The organism is Pantoea sp. BAV 3049 (genome assembly GCF_009765445.1).
Taxonomy (GTDB): Bacteria; Pseudomonadota; Gammaproteobacteria; order Enterobacterales; family Enterobacteriaceae; genus Erwinia.
This window is the reverse complement of record NZ_WHOY01000031.1, coordinates 3,038,124-3,060,904: the sequence shown is the minus strand read 5'-3', so window position 1 is coordinate 3,060,904 and position 22,781 is coordinate 3,038,124. Positions and strand designations below refer to the sequence as shown.

General features: G+C 52.1%; 24 protein-coding genes and 1 pseudogene. 13 read left to right on the top strand and 12 right to left on the bottom strand.

Annotated features, from left to right (window positions below; translation table 11 throughout):
- The first annotated feature begins 24 nt into the window (after positions 1–24).
- Positions 25–1,380, top strand: coding sequence for a proline-specific permease ProY (proY, locus tag GSQ70_RS15335; protein WP_158783346.1), 1,356 nt, complete (start codon positions 25–27; stop codon positions 1,378–1,380).
- 71 nt (positions 1,381–1,451) lie between these two features.
- Here proY and GSQ70_RS15330 read toward each other — a convergent pair whose 3' ends face one another.
- The 7 genes and pseudogenes from GSQ70_RS15330 to GSQ70_RS15300 form a co-directional block, all read right to left on the bottom strand.
- Positions 1,452–1,856, bottom strand: a complete 405-nt coding sequence (locus GSQ70_RS15330) for an Ail/Lom family outer membrane beta-barrel protein (RefSeq protein ID WP_158783345.1) — start codon at positions 1,854–1,856, stop codon at positions 1,452–1,454.
- 378 nt (positions 1,857–2,234) lie between these two features.
- The gene (locus GSQ70_RS15325) at positions 2,235–2,729 is read right to left on the bottom strand and encodes a DUF2569 domain-containing protein (RefSeq protein ID WP_158783344.1); all 495 of its coding nucleotides are present in this window, start codon (positions 2,727–2,729) and stop codon (positions 2,235–2,237) included.
- Positions 2,730–3,029: 300 nt separating this feature from the next.
- Entirely contained in the window at positions 3,030–3,599 is a 570-nt protein-coding gene (locus GSQ70_RS15320) for a hypothetical protein (protein WP_158783343.1), read from the bottom strand.
- A gap of 609 nt (positions 3,600–4,208) precedes the next feature.
- Positions 4,209–5,000, bottom strand: a pseudogene (locus tag GSQ70_RS15315) (inositol monophosphatase).
- Between the two features lie 15 nt (positions 5,001–5,015).
- On the bottom strand, positions 5,016–6,323 hold the full coding sequence (locus GSQ70_RS15310; protein ID WP_233268314.1) for a histidine-type phosphatase: 1,308 nt from the start codon (positions 6,321–6,323) through the stop codon (positions 5,016–5,018).
- Positions 6,324–6,402: 79 nt separating this feature from the next.
- Positions 6,403–7,005 carry a peroxiredoxin C gene (locus GSQ70_RS15305; RefSeq protein ID WP_158783342.1) on the bottom strand — a complete coding sequence of 201 codons (603 nt, stop codon included), beginning with the start codon at positions 7,003–7,005 and terminating at the stop codon, positions 6,403–6,405.
- Between the two features lie 192 nt (positions 7,006–7,197).
- Positions 7,198–7,779: an ACP phosphodiesterase gene (locus GSQ70_RS15300; protein WP_158783341.1), complete on the bottom strand. Its 582-nt coding sequence runs from the start codon at positions 7,777–7,779 to the stop codon at positions 7,198–7,200.
- Positions 7,780–7,895: 116 nt separating this feature from the next.
- On the opposite strand from GSQ70_RS15300, the gene queA reads away from it, so the two are divergent.
- Complete coding sequence (gene queA / locus GSQ70_RS15295) at positions 7,896–8,966, top strand: tRNA preQ1(34) S-adenosylmethionine ribosyltransferase-isomerase QueA (protein WP_158785328.1); 1,071 nt, start codon at positions 7,896–7,898, stop codon at positions 8,964–8,966.
- A gap of 122 nt (positions 8,967–9,088) precedes the next feature.
- On the opposite strand, the gene GSQ70_RS15290 is transcribed toward queA, so the two are convergent.
- Positions 9,089–9,478 (bottom strand): hypothetical protein, encoded by a 390-nt coding sequence (locus GSQ70_RS15290; protein ID WP_158783340.1) that lies wholly within the window; start codon positions 9,476–9,478, stop codon positions 9,089–9,091.
- Positions 9,468–10,478, bottom strand: a complete 1,011-nt coding sequence (locus GSQ70_RS15285) for a hypothetical protein (protein ID WP_158783339.1) — start codon at positions 10,476–10,478, stop codon at positions 9,468–9,470. The genes GSQ70_RS15290 and GSQ70_RS15285 overlap by 11 nt, the downstream gene beginning before the upstream one ends.
- 443 nt (positions 10,479–10,921) lie before the next feature.
- On the opposite strand from GSQ70_RS15285, the gene tgt reads away from it, so the two are divergent.
- Genes tgt through secF form a run of 4 tightly spaced genes read left to right on the top strand, consistent with a single transcriptional unit; the run spans position 10,922 to position 15,257 of the window.
- Positions 10,922–12,046 (top strand): tRNA guanosine(34) transglycosylase Tgt, encoded by a 1,125-nt coding sequence (gene tgt / locus GSQ70_RS15280; RefSeq protein WP_158783338.1) that lies wholly within the window; start codon positions 10,922–10,924, stop codon positions 12,044–12,046.
- 24 nt (positions 12,047–12,070) lie between these two features.
- A complete protein-coding gene (gene yajC / locus GSQ70_RS15275) occupies positions 12,071–12,403 on the top strand; it encodes a preprotein translocase subunit YajC (RefSeq protein WP_024967238.1) in 333 nt (110 codons plus the stop codon).
- A 27-nt stretch (positions 12,404–12,430) separates the two neighbouring features.
- Positions 12,431–14,278: a protein translocase subunit SecD gene (gene secD, locus GSQ70_RS15270; protein ID WP_158783337.1), complete on the top strand. Its 1,848-nt coding sequence runs from the start codon at positions 12,431–12,433 to the stop codon at positions 14,276–14,278.
- 10 nt (positions 14,279–14,288) lie between these two features.
- On the top strand, positions 14,289–15,257 hold the full coding sequence (gene secF / locus GSQ70_RS15265) for a protein translocase subunit SecF (RefSeq protein ID WP_158783336.1): 969 nt from the start codon (positions 14,289–14,291) through the stop codon (positions 15,255–15,257).
- 45 nt (positions 15,258–15,302) lie between these two features.
- Here secF and GSQ70_RS15260 read toward each other — a convergent pair whose 3' ends face one another.
- Positions 15,303–15,875: a DUF3251 domain-containing protein gene (locus GSQ70_RS15260; protein WP_158783335.1), complete on the bottom strand. Its 573-nt coding sequence runs from the start codon at positions 15,873–15,875 to the stop codon at positions 15,303–15,305.
- Positions 15,876–15,900: 25 nt separating this feature from the next.
- The gene (lysM, locus tag GSQ70_RS15255) at positions 15,901–16,341 is read right to left on the bottom strand and encodes a peptidoglycan-binding protein LysM (protein ID WP_158783334.1); all 441 of its coding nucleotides are present in this window, start codon (positions 16,339–16,341) and stop codon (positions 15,901–15,903) included.
- Between the two features lie 214 nt (positions 16,342–16,555).
- On the opposite strand from lysM, the gene nrdR reads away from it, so the two are divergent.
- From nrdR to GSQ70_RS15220, 7 genes are all read left to right on the top strand, one after another.
- Positions 16,556–17,005 (top strand): transcriptional regulator NrdR, encoded by a 450-nt coding sequence (gene nrdR, locus GSQ70_RS15250; RefSeq protein WP_158783333.1) that lies wholly within the window; start codon positions 16,556–16,558, stop codon positions 17,003–17,005.
- A gap of 3 nt (positions 17,006–17,008) precedes the next feature.
- Positions 17,009–18,109, top strand: a complete 1,101-nt coding sequence (gene ribD, locus GSQ70_RS15245; RefSeq protein ID WP_158783332.1) for a bifunctional diaminohydroxyphosphoribosylaminopyrimidine deaminase/5-amino-6-(5-phosphoribosylamino)uracil reductase RibD — start codon at positions 17,009–17,011, stop codon at positions 18,107–18,109.
- Positions 18,110–18,237: 128 nt separating this feature from the next.
- Positions 18,238–18,708, top strand: a complete 471-nt coding sequence (gene ribE / locus GSQ70_RS15240; protein WP_158783331.1) for a 6,7-dimethyl-8-ribityllumazine synthase — start codon at positions 18,238–18,240, stop codon at positions 18,706–18,708.
- A 16-nt stretch (positions 18,709–18,724) separates the two neighbouring features.
- A complete protein-coding gene (nusB, locus tag GSQ70_RS15235; RefSeq protein ID WP_158783330.1) occupies positions 18,725–19,144 on the top strand; it encodes a transcription antitermination factor NusB in 420 nt (139 codons plus the stop codon).
- 55 nt (positions 19,145–19,199) lie between these two features.
- A complete protein-coding gene (gene thiL, locus GSQ70_RS15230) occupies positions 19,200–20,177 on the top strand; it encodes a thiamine-phosphate kinase (RefSeq protein WP_158783329.1) in 978 nt (325 codons plus the stop codon).
- Positions 20,155–20,661 (top strand): phosphatidylglycerophosphatase A, encoded by a 507-nt coding sequence (gene pgpA, locus GSQ70_RS15225; RefSeq protein ID WP_158783328.1) that lies wholly within the window; start codon positions 20,155–20,157, stop codon positions 20,659–20,661. The genes thiL and pgpA overlap by 23 nt, the downstream gene beginning before the upstream one ends.
- Before the next feature lie 95 nt (positions 20,662–20,756).
- Positions 20,757–21,683, top strand: coding sequence for a haloacid dehalogenase-like hydrolase (locus tag GSQ70_RS15220; protein WP_158783327.1), 927 nt, complete (start codon positions 20,757–20,759; stop codon positions 21,681–21,683).
- Between the two features lie 102 nt (positions 21,684–21,785).
- Here the strand turns inward: GSQ70_RS15220 and GSQ70_RS15215 are convergent, their stop codons facing one another.
- Positions 21,786–22,760 (bottom strand): aldo/keto reductase, encoded by a 975-nt coding sequence (locus GSQ70_RS15215; protein WP_158783326.1) that lies wholly within the window; start codon positions 22,758–22,760, stop codon positions 21,786–21,788.
- Positions 22,761–22,781 lie beyond the last annotated feature (21 nt).

Sequence of the window (22,781 nt, the reverse complement as noted above, 5' to 3'; positions counted from 1 at the left end):
AGCAAAGATTGTGAAGATACAAAGATGACTAAAAATACGCTCAAAAAGGGACTGAGTACCCGCCATATTCGTTTTATGGCGCTGGGGTCGGCTATTGGCACCGGGTTGTTCTATGGTTCGGGCAGTGCAATAAAAATGGCCGGACCGAGCGTGATCCTCGCTTATATCATCGGCGGCGCAATCGCCTACATCATTATGCGCGCACTGGGCGAAATGTCGGTGAACAACCCGCAGGCCAGTTCGTTCTCGCGCTATGCTCAGGATTATCTTGGCGGGCTTGCCGGATACATCACCGGCTGGACCTACTGCTTCGAAATCCTGATTGTCGCTATTGCTGACGTTACCGCCTTTGGCATCTATATGGGTGTCTGGTTCCCGGACGTGCCGCACTGGATTTGGGTGCTGAGCGTGGTGTTGATCATTGGTGCCATCAATATGGCCACGGTTAAGGTGTTCGGTGAGGTCGAGTTCTGGCTGTCACTGGTCAAAGTGGCCACCATTATCATCATGATTGTCGCCGGTATCGGCATCATCTTCTGGGGCATTGGCAACGGCGGGCAGGCAACGGGCATCAGTAATTTGTGGACCCACGGCGGCTTCTTCGCCCACGGGGTGATTGGCATGGTGCTGTCGCTGCAGATTGTGATGTTCGCCTACGGTGGCATTGAGATTATCGGTATCACAGCGGGTGAAGCGAAAAACCCTGAGACATCTATTCCGAAAGCGATCAACACCGTTCCACTGCGAATCCTGGTGTTCTATGTAGGGACGCTGTTCGTCATTATGTCCATCTACCCATGGAACCAGGTCGGTGTTGACGGCAGCCCGTTCGTGCTGACTTTCCAGCATTTGGGTATTGCAGCGGCAGCGGCCATCCTGAATTTTGTGGTGATCACGGCTTCACTGTCAGCGATTAACAGCGATGTGTTTGGCGTGGGGCGTATGATGCACGGGATGGCGGAGCAGGGGCATGCGCCTAAAGTATTCTCTGCCGTCTCTCGTCGTGGCGTGCCGTGGGTAACCACAGTAGTGATGATGGCGGCGATGCTGATCGCTGTGTATCTGAACTACCTGATACCAGAAAAAGTGTTCCTGGTGATCGCCTCACTGGCAACCTTTGCCACCGTCTGGGTGTGGATTATGATCCTGTTTGCTCAGATTGGTTTCCGCCGCAGCCTGACCAAAGAGCAGGCTAAAGAGCTGAAGTTTGCCATGCCAGGCGGCAAGTACACTGCCATGTTGGGTATCGTGTTCCTGTTCTTTATTATCGGGCTGATTGGCCACTTCCCCGACACGCGAATTTCGCTGTATGTCGGTATTGGCTGGTTACTGCTGCTGCTCGTAAGCTGGATGTTTGTGCGTAAGAGAGTGGTTCAGTAATTCTGCAGTTTTTTTCAGTGTGGTCACGCCATCCTTTCAGAAGGGCCGGAGAAATCTCCGGCCCTTTTTTATCAATTCGGTTGTTCAGGCGATATCAGCGTATCTCTGATTTCTGACTGATAATTCCTGTAGCCGGTTAATCCTGCTATCAGTCCATAAAGGCTGATATAATCATTGAAACGATATGCCGGGCCTGCTGACAGCGAGTAATAGGTCAGTTTAACATGATGCTCTATCTTGTCTTTAGCCTCAGAGTAAGACTGATCAAATTTACTACTCATATAGGTGAAAGAGCCGATAATGCTGAACGGTGAATCCCACTCATAGCGATATTTCAGGTTGCCCCCTTTAATATCACCAAAGTCCTGGAACTTGCTTTGAGCGTAACCTGTCGTCACTGTCTGATTTTCAGCCGTGGAAAAAGGGGAAAAGGCAACGGAGGAAAGTGAAATGGCGATAATTGATAATTTATTCATTACATCATCCTTAATGAAGTAAATGTATACCATAGAAATGAAAAATAGTTTTTTTGCAACAACAGGGCGATATAAGCTGCCGGAAAAGACGTGCAGGGCGAAAATTAACGATTTAAAGTTTGATTAAAACGTATGAGAACCTGATAAAAATGCATTGAAGATCAGATAATTGGATTTTTTTTAAAGAGTAATGGATACCGTTAATGAAATCCGTAATCATTTCCCCAGAGCATTTTTTTTCTGTTGATGAAAGGAAATTATGTTTCCTTTGCAGGGACTCTGTTTCAGGAACGTAAAGATTCCAGGCAGTGACCGGAATTAATCAGATCGCTGCCTGAAATTTATTGATCAAAGCTGTGTTGATAAAGTTCACTTCCTTCAGCGAACGAATACTTCTCTGACTCTTTTGGAAAGAATAAAATAAGGTACCCAAATAACTGTCCCGATAATGGAACCGGTCAGAATCCCAACGTCATGATTTTGAAGAGTAACCTTGTACAGTACAATTGGGACGACAGTTAAAATGAGAGATAAAATCAGACCTGAAAAATAATAGATAATCATCATGTTACGGGTTTTACTGGCCTTTCGGAGGAAAAACCAGGTCGCCATGACCGTCACGATATACATTGCGAACATGGATACAATCAGCGTGATTGCATAGTAACTGATAAACGCTGTTTCTTTAAAATGGGAAATAATTAAGTTTAAATAGTGGTAAATATTGAAAGGGATAAATATCAAACTGAGGATCAGCCCCAGAGCCGGAAGATACAGCCAGCCATTAATTCTCTCCTTTTCTTTTTTTTCGCAACTATCACACAATCCGGATTCCGGATTGGCGCTGTTGGTTTCACAATGATGACACGACATTCTATTAATCCTTTAACAAATGATGAGCAATGGTTCCTTTCGGTTTCAGGTGCATCCAGTTACTTCGTAAGTATGGTTGAATAACTGAGAAAAACCTGATTGTAATAAAAGAGAAGCACAGTGAGTCTATGTGTTTCTGTTTACTCATTCAATGAAATAATTAGTTTTTCTGCGCTAACAGTCTCGGAAGCTGGCTTTCAGCCCAGTAAAGCAGGAACACGTCTGTTTGGTATTTATCAGAGCCAGCCCGAAAGATTGAACACAGACTTAATGATTGTTATTCATATCAGATGGAGTGGATTATTTGTAAATAAACTGATAGTCCAGAATATAAGAACCCAGATTGTTGCTGCGTGCCGTTACCCGGACTTTGTTCATACCCGGACTTTGCTTCTGATATAATTCTGTCCTGTTTGTGCAAAGTTGGATCCACCTCTGTGTATGGGCGTCTTTAATCCATAATCCGGCTTCACAGTGACTGGACTTTCCTGTCGATGGACCAGGAAAAGTTATCTCATACTCAGATTTATATTGATTTATCTCTCCGGGTACAAGATAAACACAAACATCATAGAAGTTTAAAATGCTTACTAAGCCGATGCAAAAACCACCTCCAAAAGATTTCAGAACATAGATTGGTGTTCGACCCACAGGTCGGTAATAGGTGGTGTGCCCGGCAAAAAAAAGTCCGATGATACTCCCGACGGTGATGTATGTCGTCAATTCGGGTATGGTTTTCATTAACACCGTACGTCTTCCGATACCGGAGGCCCATAACATATACCAAAACCATAATCCCAGGATTGCGATAGCAATAATCACTAAAAGGTGTTTTTCCTTTTTGTTTTCAAAATAAAAATTATTTTTCATATTATTTTAGCGAGGTAAGCTTCTCTTTCACTGCATTCAGTCCTTTATCTCCCTGCGTGTGGGATATGTCTGCCACCTTTAGGGAGTTATTATGCTGTGCAACATCATAAGGCAGAACAGATTTCAATTAAAGTCTGGCATAACACTGTGAGCTATATCTGGGATTGCATTAAACGCCAGCCTCTACTGTCGGTCATACAATGGGCTATTGGGTTAGGGCGCCTGGATTCGAGAGAGTGAAGAGTGAGGAAGTGCTGATTGAGTAGAAGGCGTTGGTTACCAGGCTGGCTAAGAAGTGGCGATAACTGACAGGTGTGTAAAGTAAAATCCCAACAGCCAGGGGCTGGGATTCCGTAAGCCACGATATTTAATTGCTAATAAATATAATCAACCATGTTGCCTATGCCAGTCTTGATAACCAAAGAAAAATTGCACCAAAGAATAGATCAAATTTTGTTAAAAAACCTTAATAAAAAAAGGTTTTTCAGCATCAAGTAATCCTTGGTAAAAATTTTTCCCATATAGCGCAAAGAAAAAAATGATATCCCCCCTGACATAGTAGATATTAATGATAAATCATCTGTTCTGAGGGTAGTTTGACCTGCGTTGTTAATGGTCAGACAGTGCCTTAATCTGTTCGTAAATCGTCGGGTTCCCCAGCAGGATCGCATTGCCGTTCCTCAGGCCATTTCCGGCCAGAAAATCATTACTGACGCCGCCAGCTTCCCTGACCAGCACCAGCCCTGCCAGCGCATCCCATGCATTGGTATGCGGTTCGTAAAAGCCAATCAGGCGACCAGCCGCTACCCATGCCGCCGTCAGTGCACCCGATCCCAGGCGGACAAACATACCCTCCTGCAGTAGCAGGCGCTGAATAAATCCGGTGATGATTTCCGGTGCAATCTTTGGTGAGTTGCTGATCCCGGTCACGCCTTCTTTTAGCGTCAGCCCCGGATGGACCTGCATTGGCGCATCATTCAGCCAGGCTCCGCCACCCTTGCAGGCGTGGAACACTTCATCATGGTTAGGATCGCAGATCACGCCGATGGCGGGTTCACCGTCAACAATTACCGCAATGGAGACGCACTAGGCTGGCAGGCCGTTGAGAAAACAGCTGGTGCCATCAATCGGATCCACCACCCACAGACAGGCAGCATCTGCCTGTGTTCCACCGCCTTCTTCGCCGAGAAAACCATCCTGCGGGAACTGCTGCTTCAGCCGGTTACGGATCAGATCTTCCACTTCCCGATCGGCACGGCTGACCAGATCCTGCATGTTACCCTCCTTGCGTTCAACAGCCAGCTGGGCGCGCTGCCGGAAGAACGAAAAGGCAAAAGCGGCAGCCTCTCCGGCCACCTCACGGGCAAAAAGATAGCGTTGTTGTAAAGCCTCTGGCGTCACGGTCCACTCCTCAGGTCATGGTTGCGGAGAGTCGATCGGTGCGATCGACGAACGATCTATATTCTTCTCAATACGTTGCAGTGATATGTCATATGGGCAAAGCGTGCCCACCGGGGTTGCCTTGCAGCCAGTGAACTTCAGCTCGCTGAGCAACGGAGGATTGCGCTGACTGAGTGGCGTCAGCTGGCGCAGCTGATCCAGACCCTGCGACTGAAAATAGATGCGGATAAAACGTTGCTGGTGGTCATTGCGCCAGCGTTCAAACACCAGGCTGCCGCCGGGAGGAATATTGCCCGGGGGATAGAGGCCTTGCTGCCAGCGGAAGTCCAGCAGGGTACGCAGCCAGGAGATATTGATATCATGCGCCACGTACAGCAGCCAGCGGACGTCAGGTGGGGCATTTTGCTGGTCGGTTACACCCTGTTGCAGCGCTCTGGAAATCTGATCCATCAGTAGCGAAGCACCGCGCTGTGCCGGGCCTTGCAGATCGTTGGTGTAATCATATTTTGCGGTCAGCAGCGGCAGCAGTCTGGCAACCTCTTCAGCACTGCGGGCATGCCCGAATGCCACCTGAGCGGTGGGTTTGTTCTCGCTGTATTCCAGCCGGATCGTTTCGGCCATCGCCGCCAGCGAGTCCAGACCTTTGATGCCAACACCACCGGACGACCAGCTTTTCAGTTCCCATGGCTGGCTGAAGATCGGGCAGCTTTGCCCTGGCGGGCAGACTGCCTTTCTTAGTGCGCCAATTTGCGGCTGTAAGCGTTGCTGAGCGCTGGCAAGGTTACCGCCCATTGCCTGCAGCGCCTGCTGACGGGTTGCTTCAGCCTCTTCAGGGCTGGCTTTTTTAGCCGGGGTAAAGAAAAGGGGATCTTCTTTTTCACTGATAATGGCAATGTTGCAGCCAGGGAAAGCCGCTTCCGTCAGCGCTTTCGCCGTCGCCCGGGTTCGCTGGAGCGGGCTGGCGCGAACGTAGAATTCTCCGCTGGCAGGACAGCCGTCTTTCAGCAGGCCGAGCTGGTGATAACGCTGACTTTCATATTGCCCCTTCAGCCAGACTGCGGTGTAGCCATGGCCGGTGAGGTCGCCGTCCGGTGTCAGCCAGTTGGCCCAGGATCGCGCCGTTCCGGCTTCAATCTCTTTACGGTTATCAGGAGAGGGCGGGCGGACACCGTGGCGGCTGACTTCCACCACTTTTTCCAGGGTGTAATGGGGGGCGGCGTGGGCCAGAAAAGGAGCAGCCAGCGCTGCGGCCAGCATCACTATCGGGAAGGTTTTGATCACATCGGGCATCAGGTTCATCCATGCGCTTTCGGCTGAAGACAACGGTCAGCATGCCCTGGCCTTATCTCAGGCGCAAAAAAAAGCCCGCATTTGCGGGCTTTTTCGGACTAAGAGGCGGCGATTACAGCTTGCCAGCGTTCTCAGACAGGTATTTGGCCACGCCATCCGGAGACGCGCCCATACCTTCTTTTCCTTTTTCCCACTGAGCCGGGCACACTTCGCCGTGCTCTTCGTGGAACTGCAGCGCGTCAACCATACGCAGCATTTCGTCTACGTTACGACCCAGCGGCAGATCGTTAACAACCTGGTGGCGGACCACACCGGCTTTGTCGATCAGGAATGAACCGCGCAGCGCAACGCCTGCGTCCGGGTGCTCGATGCCGTAGGCTTTCTGGATTTCACGCTTGATGTCAGCAACCATGGCGTATTTCACTTCGCCGATGCCGCCTTTTTCAATTGGAGTTTTACGCCATGCGTTGTGTACGAACTCGGAGTCGAAGGAAACGCCTACAACTTCCACACCGCGCTTCTGGAACTCTTCGTAACGCTTGTCGAAAGCGATCAGTTCAGAAGGGCAAACGAAAGTGAAATCCATTGGCCAAAAGAACACAACGGTGGCTTTACCAGCGGTGTGTTTTTTAAAGTTGAAGTTTTCAACGATTTCACCGTTGCCCAGCACAGCTGCGGCAGTAAAATCAGGGGCTTGACGAGTTACCAGGACCATGTTCACTCCTGTAAAGGTAGTTAGATTAAGAAGACAAGAACGCAAGTATACGGGCGACTTCGGCCCACGAACCAGCGTAATTCATCGATTGTTCCGATAGGTTAAACCTATCGAAAAAAAATTATTCACAAGGAAGCCTCATACAATAACCTTTTTTGCCAAAAGGGCAAGGGTTATGCGTTTATCTGCCGCTCAGAGAGCCTGCTGCGAAGCTTTTGCCATCATCTGCGGGTAGAACTGCCAGAAGAGTTCGCTAAATTGCTGATAATGCGCGATGAAATCCTGGAACGAGTCCGTCAATGCCGCCAGGCGGGGACGACGGCTGGCCATGCCGCTTAATACACTCTGCAAATAAGCCGCTTCGGCATACTTCTCCATCCAGCGGTCGGTCCATAAGTAAAGATTAAGTGTGCGGAACCGCTCCGGTGTGGTGTGTAATTTCGGTTCGATCACACTTCTGCAATTGGCCAGAAAAGCTGGCAAAGATTTTTCCGGGTGAATTTTATCCCAGTTTAATGACAGAAAATGATCCCAGATAACGTCCAGCGTAATCGGGGCTACACGATAAGTTTCTGGCCGGAATAAACTGCGCGCTGCCCGCACTTCAGGCAGCGAATCGGTCATCACGTCGATACGCCGGTGCAGCAGAATCCCTGCTGCAACCTTTTCCGGCCAGACCTCGCGCGGATTGCCGCGCACAAAGTCGGCCATCAGATTACCGATCAGGGAGCTGTCAGCCAGTGAAGCGAGATGGAGATGGGCAAGAAAGTTCATCGGGGGAGTATATCGCCTTATTCATTGCCATCACAGCGGCGTTATCTCACGGTTGTTTAGATATAGCGGGATTTCAGCTAGAATGTGCCCCCTGATTTCCCTGACAGTGAATGACCATGCGCGTTGCCGATTTTTCTTTTGAGTTGCCCGATTCTTTGATTGCCCACTATCCGCAGGCCCAACGCAGCGGATGCCGTCTTCTGTCCCTTAATGGGCCGGACGGCGAGCTGACGCATGGGGTGTTCACCGATTTACTGGATAAACTCAATCCGGGCGACCTGCTGGTGTTCAACAACACGCGGGTGATTCCAGCGCGAGTATTTGGTCGCAAGGCCAGCGGTGGGAAAATTGAAGTTCTGGTGGAACGGATGTTGGACGATCACCGCGTGCTGGCTCACGTACGTTCCTCTAAAGCGCCAAAACCAGGCACTGAACTGCTGCTTGGTGACGACGAAAGCGTCAGGGCCACTATGGTCGCCCGTCACGATGCGCTGTTTGAGCTTCACTTTGACGATGAACGTGCAGTGCTGGATATCCTCAACGCCGTTGGCCATATGCCGCTGCCTCCTTATATTGATCGTCCGGATGAAGAGGCGGACCGCGAGCTGTATCAGACAGTCTACAGCGAACGTCCTGGGGCTGTTGCCGCGCCGACCGCCGGTCTGCATTTTGATCAACCGATGCTTGAAGCATTGCGGGTTAAGGGGATTGAAACCGCTTTCGTCACTCTGCACGTTGGCGCGGGAACTTTCCAGCCGGTGCGGGTGGAGAGTATCGAAGACCACATCATGCATGCCGAATATGCCGAAGTGCCGCAGGAAGTGGTTGATGCCGTGTTGGCCTGCAAGGCTCGCGGAAATCGCGTGGTGGCCGTGGGCACAACTTCTGTCCGTTCGCTGGAAAGCGCGGCGCAGGCAGCAACCGACGCGCTGATAGCGCCGTTCTTCGATGACACCAAAATCTTTATCTTTCCGGGCTACCAGTATCAGGTGATTGATGCGCTGGTGACCAACTTCCACCTGCCGGAATCCACGCTGATTATGCTGGTCTCGGCCTTTGCCGGTTACCGCAACACCATGCAGGCTTATCAGCAGGCGGTAGCGGATCAGTACCGCTTCTTCAGCTACGGCGATGCGATGTTTATCACCCGCAATCCTGAAGCGGTGGATGAGAAAGTCAGTAAATAATTTTTGCCCGTTGTAAATTCAGATGGCAGAGAGGTTTATTGACGGCTGTCTGTCGATGCTGGATGTCAGGTTGGAAATGGATAACTGATGCTGAGCAAAGGCCCTGGTATGGGCCTTAGTGATTATGGTAAAAGCAGGCCAAAAAAAGCAAACAAGAGATAACACACCGTTGCTGCCATCCAAAGGAAAGAGAAGAACTTCATCCATGTGTGTATAACGATATCTTTATTATCAAAGAAAGTATAAGCAGGATCGTTACGATCCATAAAAAATATTTTTTTCCCCTTTTTTAATTTTATAAAAAAATGCAAAACCGGGAACGCACCAAAAAATCCCATCATGTGCCAAAAGGAACAGGGGGGGGGGAATATATACTTTTCAGTATATGATGTAACTAGCTTGTAATACTCTCTCCTTTTAACCGCATAAATTAACAGAGAGATTATTAGCATGCTGCTACCCAACATCAGAAAAAACAATGCTAAAGTGGCTAATGATTTATTACTTATCATAATATTCAATCACTGTATTGACTAAGGCTTCTAAACCAGTGCCTCCCACGTACCCGCCAGCCATAGAACCAACGGCTGCACAAGCGACGCCTCCAATGCCGACCGTAGCAATCCCTATGCCGGCACAAACACCAACCATTGCAGTACTTCCATATATACCGCCCAACATTCCACCACCAGTCCCAGCTACAAACCTGGCATATTGTTTAAAAGCAATTTTTCCACATTCACTCTCACGCCCTTTACTGCAGGCATCAACCACATCATTGGTCGTTCCGGCAAACGAAAATCCAATGCCAACGTAGCCGCCCATCCTGAGGAAACGCGCCGCTCTGGCCGCATTGCCGACATAGTAGGAATAGCCCGGTATCCCACCCATCCCCACAGTGGACCACTCATGTACGATTGAACGGCTGGAGAGGTTTAGCGCCCTCTTCATATTTTCATACTGTTGGAATTTCACGGTATACCGGGCAAGGGATTTTAACAGCGGCTTGTTGACCAGTTCCTTTAGCTGATGCAGCAACTGATTTCGCTCAACAAAAAATTGCTGTCCTATCAGCGTACCCTGAGTACGAAATTGATTCTGGTAGCTGGCCTCAATTTTTTTTAAGGTTTGCTCAATAGCATTAAAATACTTTTCTCCAACGTCTCCAGCTGTTCCAAAAATCTTGTCTCCGGCAGCGGTCAGCCCGGCAATCATTCCATAATGTTTCTGCATAAAGCTGGCATCTTCACCACTCACCCCAGTGAGAGCCGCATTGGTTTTATGCTTTGCCTGCCGGAGCGTATTCAGCATCTGCATTGTTTGCTGGTCAGGCGTATCCGGGTCAGCCACAATCAAAATCTGGCCTGGTTTCAGATACTGCGTATCCGCATTAAGTTTCATAAACAGGCTGGTGGCTGGTGAACGAATATCCCTGAACAGTTCCCGTGCCTGATAATCAAGCGTTCCGGGTCGTTCCACCACACAATATCCGGGGGCTATATCACGGGCCATGCTTCCATTCTCCCTTAAATTTAGCGCCACAAGGTAAGCGCAGTTGTTTACAAAAAATAAGAAATAAATAATTCTCCTGTGTTACGCAAAAACTATTATAAAGCATAGTGTTATGGTTGTCACAACGCACCCTCTAATAAACAACGCAGCCTGGCCTTTGGGTAAGTTTTTTTGCTTTCTGCATCCAAATTACCGGGCTGAAAGCGGCAAAGCATATGAGGATTTATTACCGAACGATGAAGTCCGTATGGTCGTGAAGGATTAACTGTTACTGGCTTGTCTGAAGGGGGCAAATTTGTGTCATAACTAGGGTTCAATGTGGCATAAATCAGCAAATAATAACTGACTCTATACTTGTGGGCTTGCTTGTGCAGCGACTCAGATGGTTGTTAGAATGCGCCACTTTTTATCAATCATCAGACTGTTTCTCTGGTGGAGGCAACGTGAAGTTCGAATTAGATACTACCGATGGGCGCGCGCGCCGTGGCCGTCTGGTCTTTGACCGTGGCGTGGTGGAAACTCCGGCATTTATGCCGGTGGGCACCTATGGCACCGTTAAAGGCATGACGCCGGAAGAGGTACAGGAAACCGGAGCTCAGATCATCCTCGGCAATACCTTCCATTTATGGCTGCGTCCGGGTCAGGAGATCATGAAGCTGCATGGCGACCTGCACGACTTTATGCAGTGGAAAGGGCCGATCCTTACTGATTCCGGCGGTTTCCAGGTCTTTAGCCTGGGTGACATTCGTAAGATCACCGAAGCAGGCGTGCATTTCCGCAACCCAATCAACGGCGATGCGATCTTCCTCGACCCGGAAAAATCCATGGAGATCCAGTACGATCTGGGCTCCGATATCGTGATGATCTTTGACGAGTGTACGCCTTACCCGGCCGACTGGGATTATGCCAAGCGCTCGATGGAGATGTCGCTGCGCTGGGCACAACGTAGTCGTGATCGCTTTGATTCCCTTGAGAATAAAAATGCGCTTTTCGGCATTATCCAGGGTGGGGTTTACGAAGATTTACGAGATGTCTCGGTAAAAGGGCTGGTAGAGATTGGCTTTGATGGTTACGCTGTGGGCGGCCTGGCGGTCGGCGAGCCAAAAGAGGATATGCACCGGATTCTTGAGCATGTCTGCCCGCAGATCCCTGAGGACAAACCGCGCTACCTGATGGGCGTCGGCAAACCCGAGGATCTGGTGGAAGGCGTGCGTCGCGGCATTGATATGTTTGACTGCGTGATGCCAACCCGAAATGCCCGCAATGGTCACCTGTTTGTGACCGATGGCGTGGTGAAAATCCGCAACGCGAAGTATAAAGATGACACGTCCTCGCTCGATGCCGACTGTGATTGCTACACCTGTCGCCATTACAGCCGCGCCTACTTGCATCATCTTGATCGTTGTAACGAAATACTGGGTGCGCGCCTGAACACCATTCATAACCTGCGCTATTACCAGCGTTTGATGGCGGGTTTACGCCAGGCTATTGAAGAGGGTAAATTAGAGCACTTTGTTACCGAATTCTATGACCGGACGGGCAAGGCGGTTCCGCCGTTAAACGTCTGATAATTAAACAATGAGGGAAATTTAATGAGCTTATTCATTTCTGACGCAGTGGCAGCCGCTGGGGCGCCATCTCAGGGAAGCCCGTATTCACTGGTCATTATGCTGGTGGTGTTTGGTCTGATTTTCTATTTCATGATCCTGCGCCCACAGCAGAAACGTGCGAAAGAGCACAAAAAACTGATGGACTCCATTTCCAAGGGTGATGAAGTGCTGACCACCGGTGGTCTGGTGGGTCGTGTGACCAAAGTGGCTGAAACTGGCTATGTGGCAATCGCGCTGAACGATACAACGGAAGTTGTGGTCAAACGTGATTTCGTGGCTGCCGTTCTGCCGAAAGGTACGATGAAGGCGCTGTAATTTTTTGTTTTCCCTAAGGGAACTGCCGTGTTAAACCGTTATCCTTTGTGGAAGTACATCATGCTGATCGTCGTGTTAATCGTCGGTCTGGTGTACGCACTTCCCAACCTTTATGGTGAGGATCCGGCTGTTCAGGTCACTGGTGCGCGCGGAAGCGCCGCCAGTGAGCAAACGCTGGGTCAGATCCAGGACGTACTGAAAAAAAATAATATTCAGAGCAAATCACTGCTGCTTGAAAATGGCGCGATTATGGCGCGTTTTGCCAACGGTGACGTGCAGCTGCGTGCCCGTGATGCCATTACTCAGGCGTTGGGTGAGAACTACGTTGTAGCGCTTAACCTTGCCCCTGCCACGCCAGCCTGGCTGAGCCTGCTGCAGGCAGAACCGATGAAACTCGGTCTCGATCTGCGTGGCGGCGTACACTTCCTGATGGAAGTCGATATGGATACCGCTCTGGGGAAACTCCAGGAGCAGAACATCGACAACCTGCGCAGCGATCTGCGTGACAAAAACATTCCTTATACCAACGTTCGCAAAACTGATAACTACGGTCTGGAAATTCGTTTCCGTGACGGTCAGGCGCGTGATGAAGCCGTCAGCTATCTGACTGGTCGCCACCGTGACATGGTGATCAACACCAGCGGCAGCAATGCCCTGCGAGCGGTGATGACCGACGAGCGTCTGCGTGAAGCGCGTGAATACGCGGTGCAGCAGAACATCAACATCCTGCGTAATCGTGTTAACCAGCTGGGCGTGGCTGAGCCACTGGTGCAGCGTCAGGGCTCTGACCGTATCGTCGTGGAACTGCCTGGTATTCAGGATACCGCGCGGGCGAAAGAGATTCTGGGCGCGACTGCCACCCTGGAATTCCGTCTGGTAAACACTTCTGTCGACCCAACTGCTGCTGCTAACGGCCGCGTACCGGGCGACTCAGAAGTGAAAAACCCCCGTGACGGCCAGCCAGTGACGCTGTACAAGCGTGTGATCCTGACCGGTGACCACATCACTGACTCCACGTCGAGCCAGGATGAGTACAACCAGGCACAGGTCAACATCTCGCTGGACAGTGCCGGTGGTAACATCATGTCCAACTTCACCAAGGACAATATCGGCAAGCCAATGGCAACCCTGTTTGTGGAATACAAAGACAGCGGTAAGAAAGATGCCAACGGCCGGGCGATTCTGGCGAAGCAGGAAGAAGTGATTAACGTGGCCAACATCCAGTCTCGTCTGGGTAACAGCTTCCGTATCACTGGTATCAGCAACCCTAACGAAGCCCGCCAGCTGTCGCTGCTGCTGCGTGCCGGTGCGTTGATTGCCCCAATTCAGATTGTGGAAGAGCGGACTATTGGCCCGACTATGGGTCAGCAGAACATCACTCAGGGTCTGGAAGCCTGTCTGTGGGGCCTGATCGCCTCGATCCTGTTCATGATTATCTTCTACAAGAAGTTTGGTCTGATTGCGACCTCTGCGCTGCTGCTTAACCTGGTGCTGATTGTCGGTATCATGTCATTGCTGCCAGGCGCGACGCTGACCATGCCGGGTATTGCCGGTATTGTGTTGACGCTGGCGGTAGCCGTCGATGCTAACGTTCTGATTAACGAGCGTATTAAAGAAGAGCTGCGTAACGGTCGTTCTGTTCAGCAGGCAATTCATGAAGGCTATAAAGGCGCTTTCTCAAGTATTGTCGATGCGAACATTACCACTCTGATCAAAGTTATCATTCTGTATGCGGTCGGAACCGGTTCGATCAAAGGCTTTGCGATTACTACCGCAATCGGTATTGGGACGTCGATGTTCACGGCGATTATAGGTACCCGTGCCATTGTTAATCTGGTTTACGGTGGCAAACGCATCAATAAGCTGTCTATCTGAGGAGTGCGTTGTGGCACAGGAATATAACGTTGAACAGTTGAACCACGGCCGTAAAGTCATTGATTTTATGAGCTGGGACCGACTGGCCTTTATTATCTCAGGGCTACTGATTGTGGCTGCGGTGGCTGTTATTGGCTTACGTGGTTTCAACTGGGGACTTGATTTTACCGGTGGTACGGTAATTGAAATCAACCTGGAAAAACCGGCCGATCTTGAGGTGCTACGTGATGATTTGGTGAAAGCCGGTTTTCACGAGCCACAGGTGCAGAATTTCGGCAGCAGCCGTGACGTGATAGTGCGTATGGCACCGGTGTCAGGTCCGGCTGGTACGGAATTAGGTAACAAGGTGGTTTCGGTTATCAATCAGACGACTCAGCAGAACGCCAGTGTTAAGCGTATCGAATTCGTTGGTCCCAGCGTCGGCAGTGATTTGGCGCAAACGGGGGCGATGGCACTGCTGTCGGCACTGATAGCGATTTTGATCTACATTGGGTTCCGTTTTGAATGGCGTCTGGCCCTGGGTACCGTGCTGGCGCTGGCACACGATGTGATCATCACCAGCGGTCTGCTGGCGCTGTTTCGGGTCGAAATTGACCTTACCATTGTCGCGTCGCTGATGTCGGTAATTGGTTATTCGCTTAACGATAAAATTGTTGTCTCCGACCGTATCCGTGAGAATTTCCGCAAGATTCGCCGGGGATCCTCTTACGATATTACCAATGTGTCGCTGACCCAAACGCTGAGCCGAACGCTGATTACCTCGCTGACCACGTTAGCGATGATTCTGATCCTGTTCGTGTTTGGCGGTGAGCTGCTGAAAGGCTTCTCACTGACTATGCTGATCGGTGTGACTATCGGTACTGTCTCGTCAATTTATGTTTCTTCGGCGCTGGCGTTGAAGCTGGGCATGAAGCGCGAGCATATGCTGGTGCAGAAAGTGGAAAAAGAGGGCGCAGATCAGCCTTCAATTCTGCCTTAAGCTGGACTGTCAGAAATGAGAAGGGCCGCGAAAGCGGCCCTTTTTTTATGGCTGGCTGGTGGGTTGAACGGGAGCCTGTACCACGAGGTCATGAACGCGAATGTAACCTGACTGTTCCGGCACGGTGTTGCTCAGCCGCAGCGGGATGGTCACTTCACTGCGTGGCAGCAGAGATCCCGCCACGTTGATCAACTGACTCTGGCTGTCGACCTGCAACGGTTTACCGGTTGTCGGATCCATTTCTCCCCATTCGACACGGACGGTGAAGGCCGGAAGGGGCTTTTCTCCGGCCGCGCGGATATTCAGGATCGCACGGGTCCCGTTGGCTTCACTTGAAACATGGCTCAGCGACAGGCGAACATCGCCTGCCTGGCTTTTCAGCACCACCGCGGTGTTGGCGGCGGGCAACAGCCACGCGCCCTGAGTGGAGTTAGTGTTAAGCATGTTCTGCTGGGTCAGCGCCGTAGCCTGTTGGGTCAGCTGGCGCAGTTCGCCATTCAGCTTGCCAACCTGAGTATGCAGCTTGTTCAATTCCGGCTGCTGTGAGGGCGTTGCACAACCTGCCAGCAGCAGTGCTGCTACCAGCAAAACGGGCTTTCTCATTACCACTCTGGTCATAACCAGTCAGCTCCTTGCAGTTAAATTATTCAGGAATACGCAGTGTCTGCCCGGGATAGATTTTGTCCGGATGAGACAGCATCGGCTTGTTAGCCTCGAATATCTTATTGTATTTGTTTGCATCACCATACACTTCACGTGAAATGGCACTCAGGGTGTCGCCTTTCTTCACCGTATAGAATTTTGCTTCTGTGGCGGGCTGCGCGACGTTAACGTTATCTTCCACCGAGGTAATACCGGCCACGTTACCAGCAGCAATCAGGATCTTCTCCTTCAGCTCCTGGGAGATTGCGTCACCGCTGATGCTGGCTTTGCCGTCGGTGACTTTCACATCCACCTTATCCGCGCCGGGCAGGCCCAGCTTACTGATGTAGTCCTGCAGTTTCTTACTCTGATCGTCACCTGAGCCGGTAACGGAGTCCCACAATTTCTCACCTGCTTCTTTTACGAAGTTAAACAGTCCCATATATCCTCCGGTTAATCCTTGATAAGAGAAAAAGTTACGCTATGTAACTAAGTTATTATAGCGGGAAAGTCGAGGCTGTACTGCGTACGGCTGTCTGAAAGTCATCGGGGAACGAACTTTTCCGGGAAAGGGCGGAAATGGACAGCCCGTTATTTTGTTAGCGTTGACTTCGCGCTACACTGTGGTCAAATTTCCAGGATTATCAGGAAGCACCATGCATTGCCCGTTCTGTTCCGCTGTGGATACCAAAGTGATCGATTCCCGCCTGGTGGGGGAAGGCACCTCGGTGCGTCGCCGCCGTCAGTGTCTGGTGTGCCATGAGCGGTTCACCACTTTCGAAGTGGCCGAGCTGGTGATGCCACGGGTGGTCAAAAGCAACGAGATCCGCGAACCGTTTAACGAAGACAAGCTGTGCAGCGGCATGCTGAAAGCGCTGGAGAAGCGCCCGGTGAATTCCGACGATGTGGAAAACGCCATCAGCCATATCAAGAGCCAGCTGCGCTCCACCGGCGAGCGTGAAGTGCCCAGTAAGATGATCGGCAATCTGGTGATGGACGAGCTGAAAAAGCTCGATAAAGTGGCCTATATCCGCTTTGCTTCTGTTTATCGTAGTTTTGAAGATATCCGTGAATTTGGCGAAGAGATCGCCCGCTTACAGGACTGAACCATGCAAGATGAAGTCTGGATGGCGCGAGCCCTTGAACTGGCCCGTCGGGGTCGGTTCACCACCACTCCAAATCCTAACGTCGGCTGCGTGATTGTCCGTGACGGCGAAATGGTCGGCGAAGGATATCATTTTCGCGCCGGGGAGCCGCATGCCGAAGTACACGCGCTGAGGATGGCTGGTGAGAAAGCGCGCGGCGCAACTGCTTATGTCACGCTGGAGCCTTGCAGCCATCATGGCCGCACGCCGCCCTGCTGTGATGCTTTAATTGCCGCTGGCGTCAGCCGGGTGGTTGCTGCCATGCAGGACCCGAACCCGGAAGTGGCAGGACGCGGTTTGTATCGGCTTCAGCAGGCAGGAATTGAGGTCAGCTCAGGTCTGATGATGCAGGAAGCAGAAGCGCTGAACCGGGGCTTTCTCAAGAGGATGCGCACCGGCTTCCCATGGGTACAGTTGAAGATGGGTGCTTCGCTGGATGGTCGTACGGCAATGGCCAGCGGTGAAAGCCAGTGGATAACCTCCCCGGAAGCTCGCCGTGATGTACAGCGCCTGCGTGCGCAAAGCTCGGCTATCCTGACCACCAGTGCCACGGTGCTGGCAGACGATCCTTCGCTGACCGTGCGCTGGGATGAATTAAGTGCGGAGACGCAGGCCATATATGCGCAGGAAAATTTACGTCAGCCAGTGCGGGTGGTAATTGATGGCCATAACCGGGTTACGCCGCAGCACCGCCTGATTGCACAGCCGGGGCAGACCTGGCTGGCCCGTCATCAGGCCGATACGCAGGCCTGGCCAGAGAATGTGGAACAGTTCACTGCACCTAAGCTCAATGAACAGGTAGATTTGGTGTCGCTGATGATGCTGCTGGGACGTCGGCAGATTAACAACGTCTGGGTGGAAGCCGGCGCTAAGCTGGCGGGCGCGTTGCTGACTGCGGGCGTGGTGGACGAGTTGATTGTCTACCTGGCACCAAAACTGCTTGGTGATTCGGCGCGTGGTCTGTGCTATCTGCCTGGTTTAGCACAACTTGCTGAAGCTCCTGCGCTCACATTCAGCGATATTCGTCAGGTGGGGCCAGACTTGCGCCTTACGTTGACAGCCTGATTTATGGCCTGCTGACAAGAATCCAGTCGCCAGGCGGTAACGGAGTGAATCTCCGGAAGCAGACCGTTTAAGAGTGTGATAGAATCCGCCCCCCTGCGGGGCCATAACAGAACCCTGAAAGGAAAATTATGAAAGTTATTGAAGCTGCTGTTGCTACTCCTGATGCGCGCGTGGCCATTGTTATTGCGCGTTTCAACAACTTTATCAACGACAGCCTGCTGAGCGGTGCCCTCGATGCGTTAAAACGTATTGGCCAGGTGAAAGATGAAAACATCACCGTAGTCTGGGTGCCGGGTGCCTATGAAATGCCAACCACCGCGCGCGCGCTGGCGAAAGCCGGCAAGCACGACGCCGTAGTGGCGCTGGGCACCGTGATCCGCGGTGGCACTGCCCACTTCGAATACGTGGCCGGTGAAGCCAGCTCTGGCCTGGCCAGCGTGGCAATGAACAGCGATATCCCGGTTGCCTTTGGCGTCCTGACGACGGAAAACATCGAGCAGGCCATCGAACGCGCCGGAACCAAAGCGGGTAACAAAGGGGCGGAAGCTGCCCTGACCGCACTAGAAATGATTAACGTATTGAAAGCCATCAAAGCCTGATCCTAAGGGGAATTTCGTGAAACCTGCTGCTCGCCGCCGCGCCCGTGAATGTGCTGTCCAGGCACTTTACTCCTGGCAGTTATCTAACAACGACATCGCTGATGTCGAATATCAGTTTCTTGCGGAGCAAGACGTCAAAGACGTTGATATCAGCTACTTCCGTGAGCTGCTGAGCGGCGTTGCGACCAACAGCGCGTATCTCGACGGCCTGATGAAGCCTTACCTGTCCCGCCAGCTGGAAGAGCTGGGCCAGGTAGAGAAGGCCGTTCTGCGCATCTCACTGTTCGAGCTGAGCAAGCGTGCCGACGTTCCCTACAAGGTGGCAATCAACGAGGGGATTGAGCTGGCCAAAGTGTTTGGTGCCGAAGACAGCCACAAGTTTGTCAACGGCGTGCTGGACAAAGCCGCTCCTCATATCCGCCCCAATAAGAAGTAATCCTCTCAGGCCGGTTTAACCGGCCTTCTTCATTTTCAGACTCGGAACACAGTGTATGGCATGTGGCGAATTTGAACTTATCGCGCGTTATTTTGACCGCGTGACAAGCTCCCGTCGCGATGTGGAAAAAGGCATCGGCGACGACTGCGCATTACTGACTCTGCCGGAAAAACAGACCCTGGCAATCAGCACCGACACGCTGGTTGAAGGCGTGCATTTCCTGCGCGATATCCATCCTTCCGATCTCGGCTACAAAGCGCTGGCGGTTAATCTCAGCGATCTGGCGGCAATGGGGGCTGACCCGGCGTGGCTGACGCTGGCACTGACCCTGCCGGAAGTGAATGAAGTCTGGCTGAAAGACTTCAGCGACAGCCTGTTTGAGCTGCTCGACTACTACGATATGCAACTGGTTGGGGGCGACACCACTCGCGGGCCGCTAAGCCTGACGCTGGGCATTCACGGCCTGGTGCCGCAGGGCAGGGCGCTGAAACGCTCTGGTGCCCGACCGGGAGACTGGATTTACGTCACCGGCACGCTGGGCGACAGTGCGGCAGGGCTGGCGCTGTTACAGCATCATATGAAAATTAACGATCCGGTGGCACATGAAGCGCTGATCAAGCGCCATCTGCGCCCGATGCCGCGTATTCTGCAGGGCCAGGCGTTGCGCGATCTCGCCACCTCGGCTATCGATCTCTCCGACGGGCTGATCTCCGACCTTCACCATATCCTGAAGGCCAGCGATTGTGGTGCGCGTCTGAATCTGGATGCCCTGCCGCTATCAAAGGTGATGAAGCAGCATTTTGAGCCTGACCAGGCTCTGCGCTGGGCGCTTAGCGGCGGTGAAGACTACGAACTGTGCTTTACCGTGCCGGAAATCAACCGTGGTGCTCTGGACGTGGCGCTGGGACATTACGGCGTACCGTTTACCTGCATCGGGCAGATGGCTCCGCAGTCTGAAGGGCTGGTGCTGCTGCAGGATGGCAAACCGGTGGAAAGCGAATTGAAAGGATTTGATCATTTTGCCTCGCGATAAAGACGTGGCGAAAAGTCGCCTGAAAATGAGCAATCCGTGGCACCTGCTGGCAACGGGGTTTGGCAGCGGGTTAAGCCCTTATGTGCCGGGCACCATGGGTTCCCTGGCCGCGATCCCGTTCTGGTGCCTGATGATTTACCTGCCGCCGGATATTTATTCGCTGCTGGTGATGTTCGGCATCTGTATTGGGGTCTACCTTTGCCACCGTACGGCGAAAGATATGGGCGTGCACGATCACGGCAGTATCGTCTGGGATGAGTTTATCGGGATGTGGATTACGCTGATGGCGATCCCGGTAAATAACTGGAAATGGGTGCTGGCGGGATTCGTGGTGTTTCGTATTCTGGATATGTGGAAACCGTGGCCCATTCGCTGGTTTGATCGCAACGTGCACGGCGGCATGGGCATTATGGTTGATGATATCGTGGCCGGGATTATCTCCGCCGGTATTCTTTACTATGCGGGGCTGCATCTGACGCTGTAAGCAGTGTTAATTCGCGATGAAAATTATGTGGGTTGTTTCACAGCCAGTCAGCTGATCTGCTGCCTATAATGTCTCCTTTTTATAAGGAGCTTTATATGGTTAAACGCTATCTTGACTGCAGCGCCTCGGAACTGGCGGCTCTTCAGGCCCGGGAATTGCTGGATTCGCTGCGCCAGAGTGAAGGACGCATTATCGTCAGCGAGACAATCTCTGCCGTACAACCTTTGCTGATGTCGGTGACCAACGCCGAACTGGCCGCCAGCCAGGGGGCCGATTTGCTCCTCCTGAATATGTTCGATGTCAACTCCCCTTGCGTACAGGGGATGCCTGCTGGCAGCGAACCCGGTGAGACCTTGCGGGATTTGCAGCGCCTTACAGGGCGTGTCATTGGCGTCAATCTTGAAGCTGTCGATCCCGGATTTACCGATCATCATAATGAATTTTGGGCGATGAAAGCCGGACGGCTGGCAACGTCGCAAAATGCGTTGAAGCTGGTAGAGATGGGGGCAAAGTTTATTGTCCTGACCGGGAATCCAGGCAATGGTGTCAGTAACGAGGCTATAGGTAACTGCATTCGTGCAATCCGGGAAGCTACCGGTGACAAATTGGTGATCATCGCGGGCAAAATGCACTCGGCGGGTATTCTTCCTGCTGCGGGTGAAAAAATCATCACCACTGCCGATGTCGATAAGTTTATTGCCTGTGGCGCAGATATTTTACTGATCCCCGCGCCCGGAACAGTGCCTGGTATCACTCAGGCCTATGCGGAGCAGTTAATCAGTCATAGTCATCAGGCTGGTAAAATGGTGATGACGGCTATTGGCACTTCACAGGAAGGCTGCGATGTGTCGACGATCAGGCAGATAGCGCTGATGTGCAAAATGGCGGGTGCCGATCTGCATCATATTGGTGATACCGGCTATACAGGGATCGCTTTGCCGGAGAATATTCAGGCGTACAGTATCGCTGTTCGCGGTGTACGTCATACCTACGCGCGGATGGCCCGCTCGATCAACCGCTGACGGCCATACGTGTCGTGAGCATGTTGTCAGTTAAGGTACAGGCTTTCGGAAAAAATCCGCAAAGCCTGCTTTCATGATTGCGCTTTATTTGTCGCCCGAGGGTTATTCGAAGCCCACCACGTTGTGCGGCTGATAGACGCTTTCCAGCTCGATCATCTCTTCCTGCGTCAGCTCCACATTCACTGCTTTAACCAGGTCGGCCAGCTGCTCTGAACGCGATGCCCCGATAATCGGTGCGGTGACCGCAGGTTTTGCCAGCATCCATGCCAGTGCAATCTGCGCCCGGCTGACGCCTTTATCTTCGGCTATCTTCGCCACCCGCTGGGCAATCGCGCCGTCATTCTCTTCGGTTTTGTCATACAGCGTGCTGCCAAATTCATCTGAAACCGAGCGGGCGGTGGTTTCACCCCACGGACGAGTCAGCCGTCCACGCGCCAGTGGACTCCATGGCAGCACGGCAATATTTTCTGCCTGGCAGAGCGGGTGCATTTCACGCTCCTCTTCGCGCTGGATCAGGTTGTACTGGTCCTGCATGCTGACAAAGCGCGTCCAGCCATGGCGATCGGCTGTATAAAGCGCTTTGGCAAACTGCCAGGCAAACATCGAGGATGCGCCGATGTAACGGGCCTTGCCGGATTGCACTACGTCGTGCAGCGCTTCCAGAGTCTCCTCCAGTGGCGTGTTGTAGTCCCAACGGTGGATCTGCAGCAGGTCAACATGATCCATGCCCAGACGGCCAAGGCTGTCATCAATGGATTGCATAATGTTGGCGCGGGACAGACCTCCGGCCAGGTTGCTCATCGGAAAATAGACTTTGGTTGCCACCACGATCTCGTCGCGGCGGGCGAACTCTTTCAGGGCACGGCCCACGATCTCTTCGCTGCTGCCGTCTGAGTAGCTGTTGGCGGTATCGAAAAAGTTAATGCCGGACTCCAGCGCCTGCCTGATCAGCGGTCTGCTGCTCTCTTCGGGTAAAGTCCAGGCATGGCGGCCACGGTCAGGCTCACCAAAAGTCATGCAGCCCAGGCAAAGGCGGGAAACGGTCAGGTCGGTGCTGCCTAATTGAAGGGTTTTCATGCAGGCTCCTGCTATCGGTTT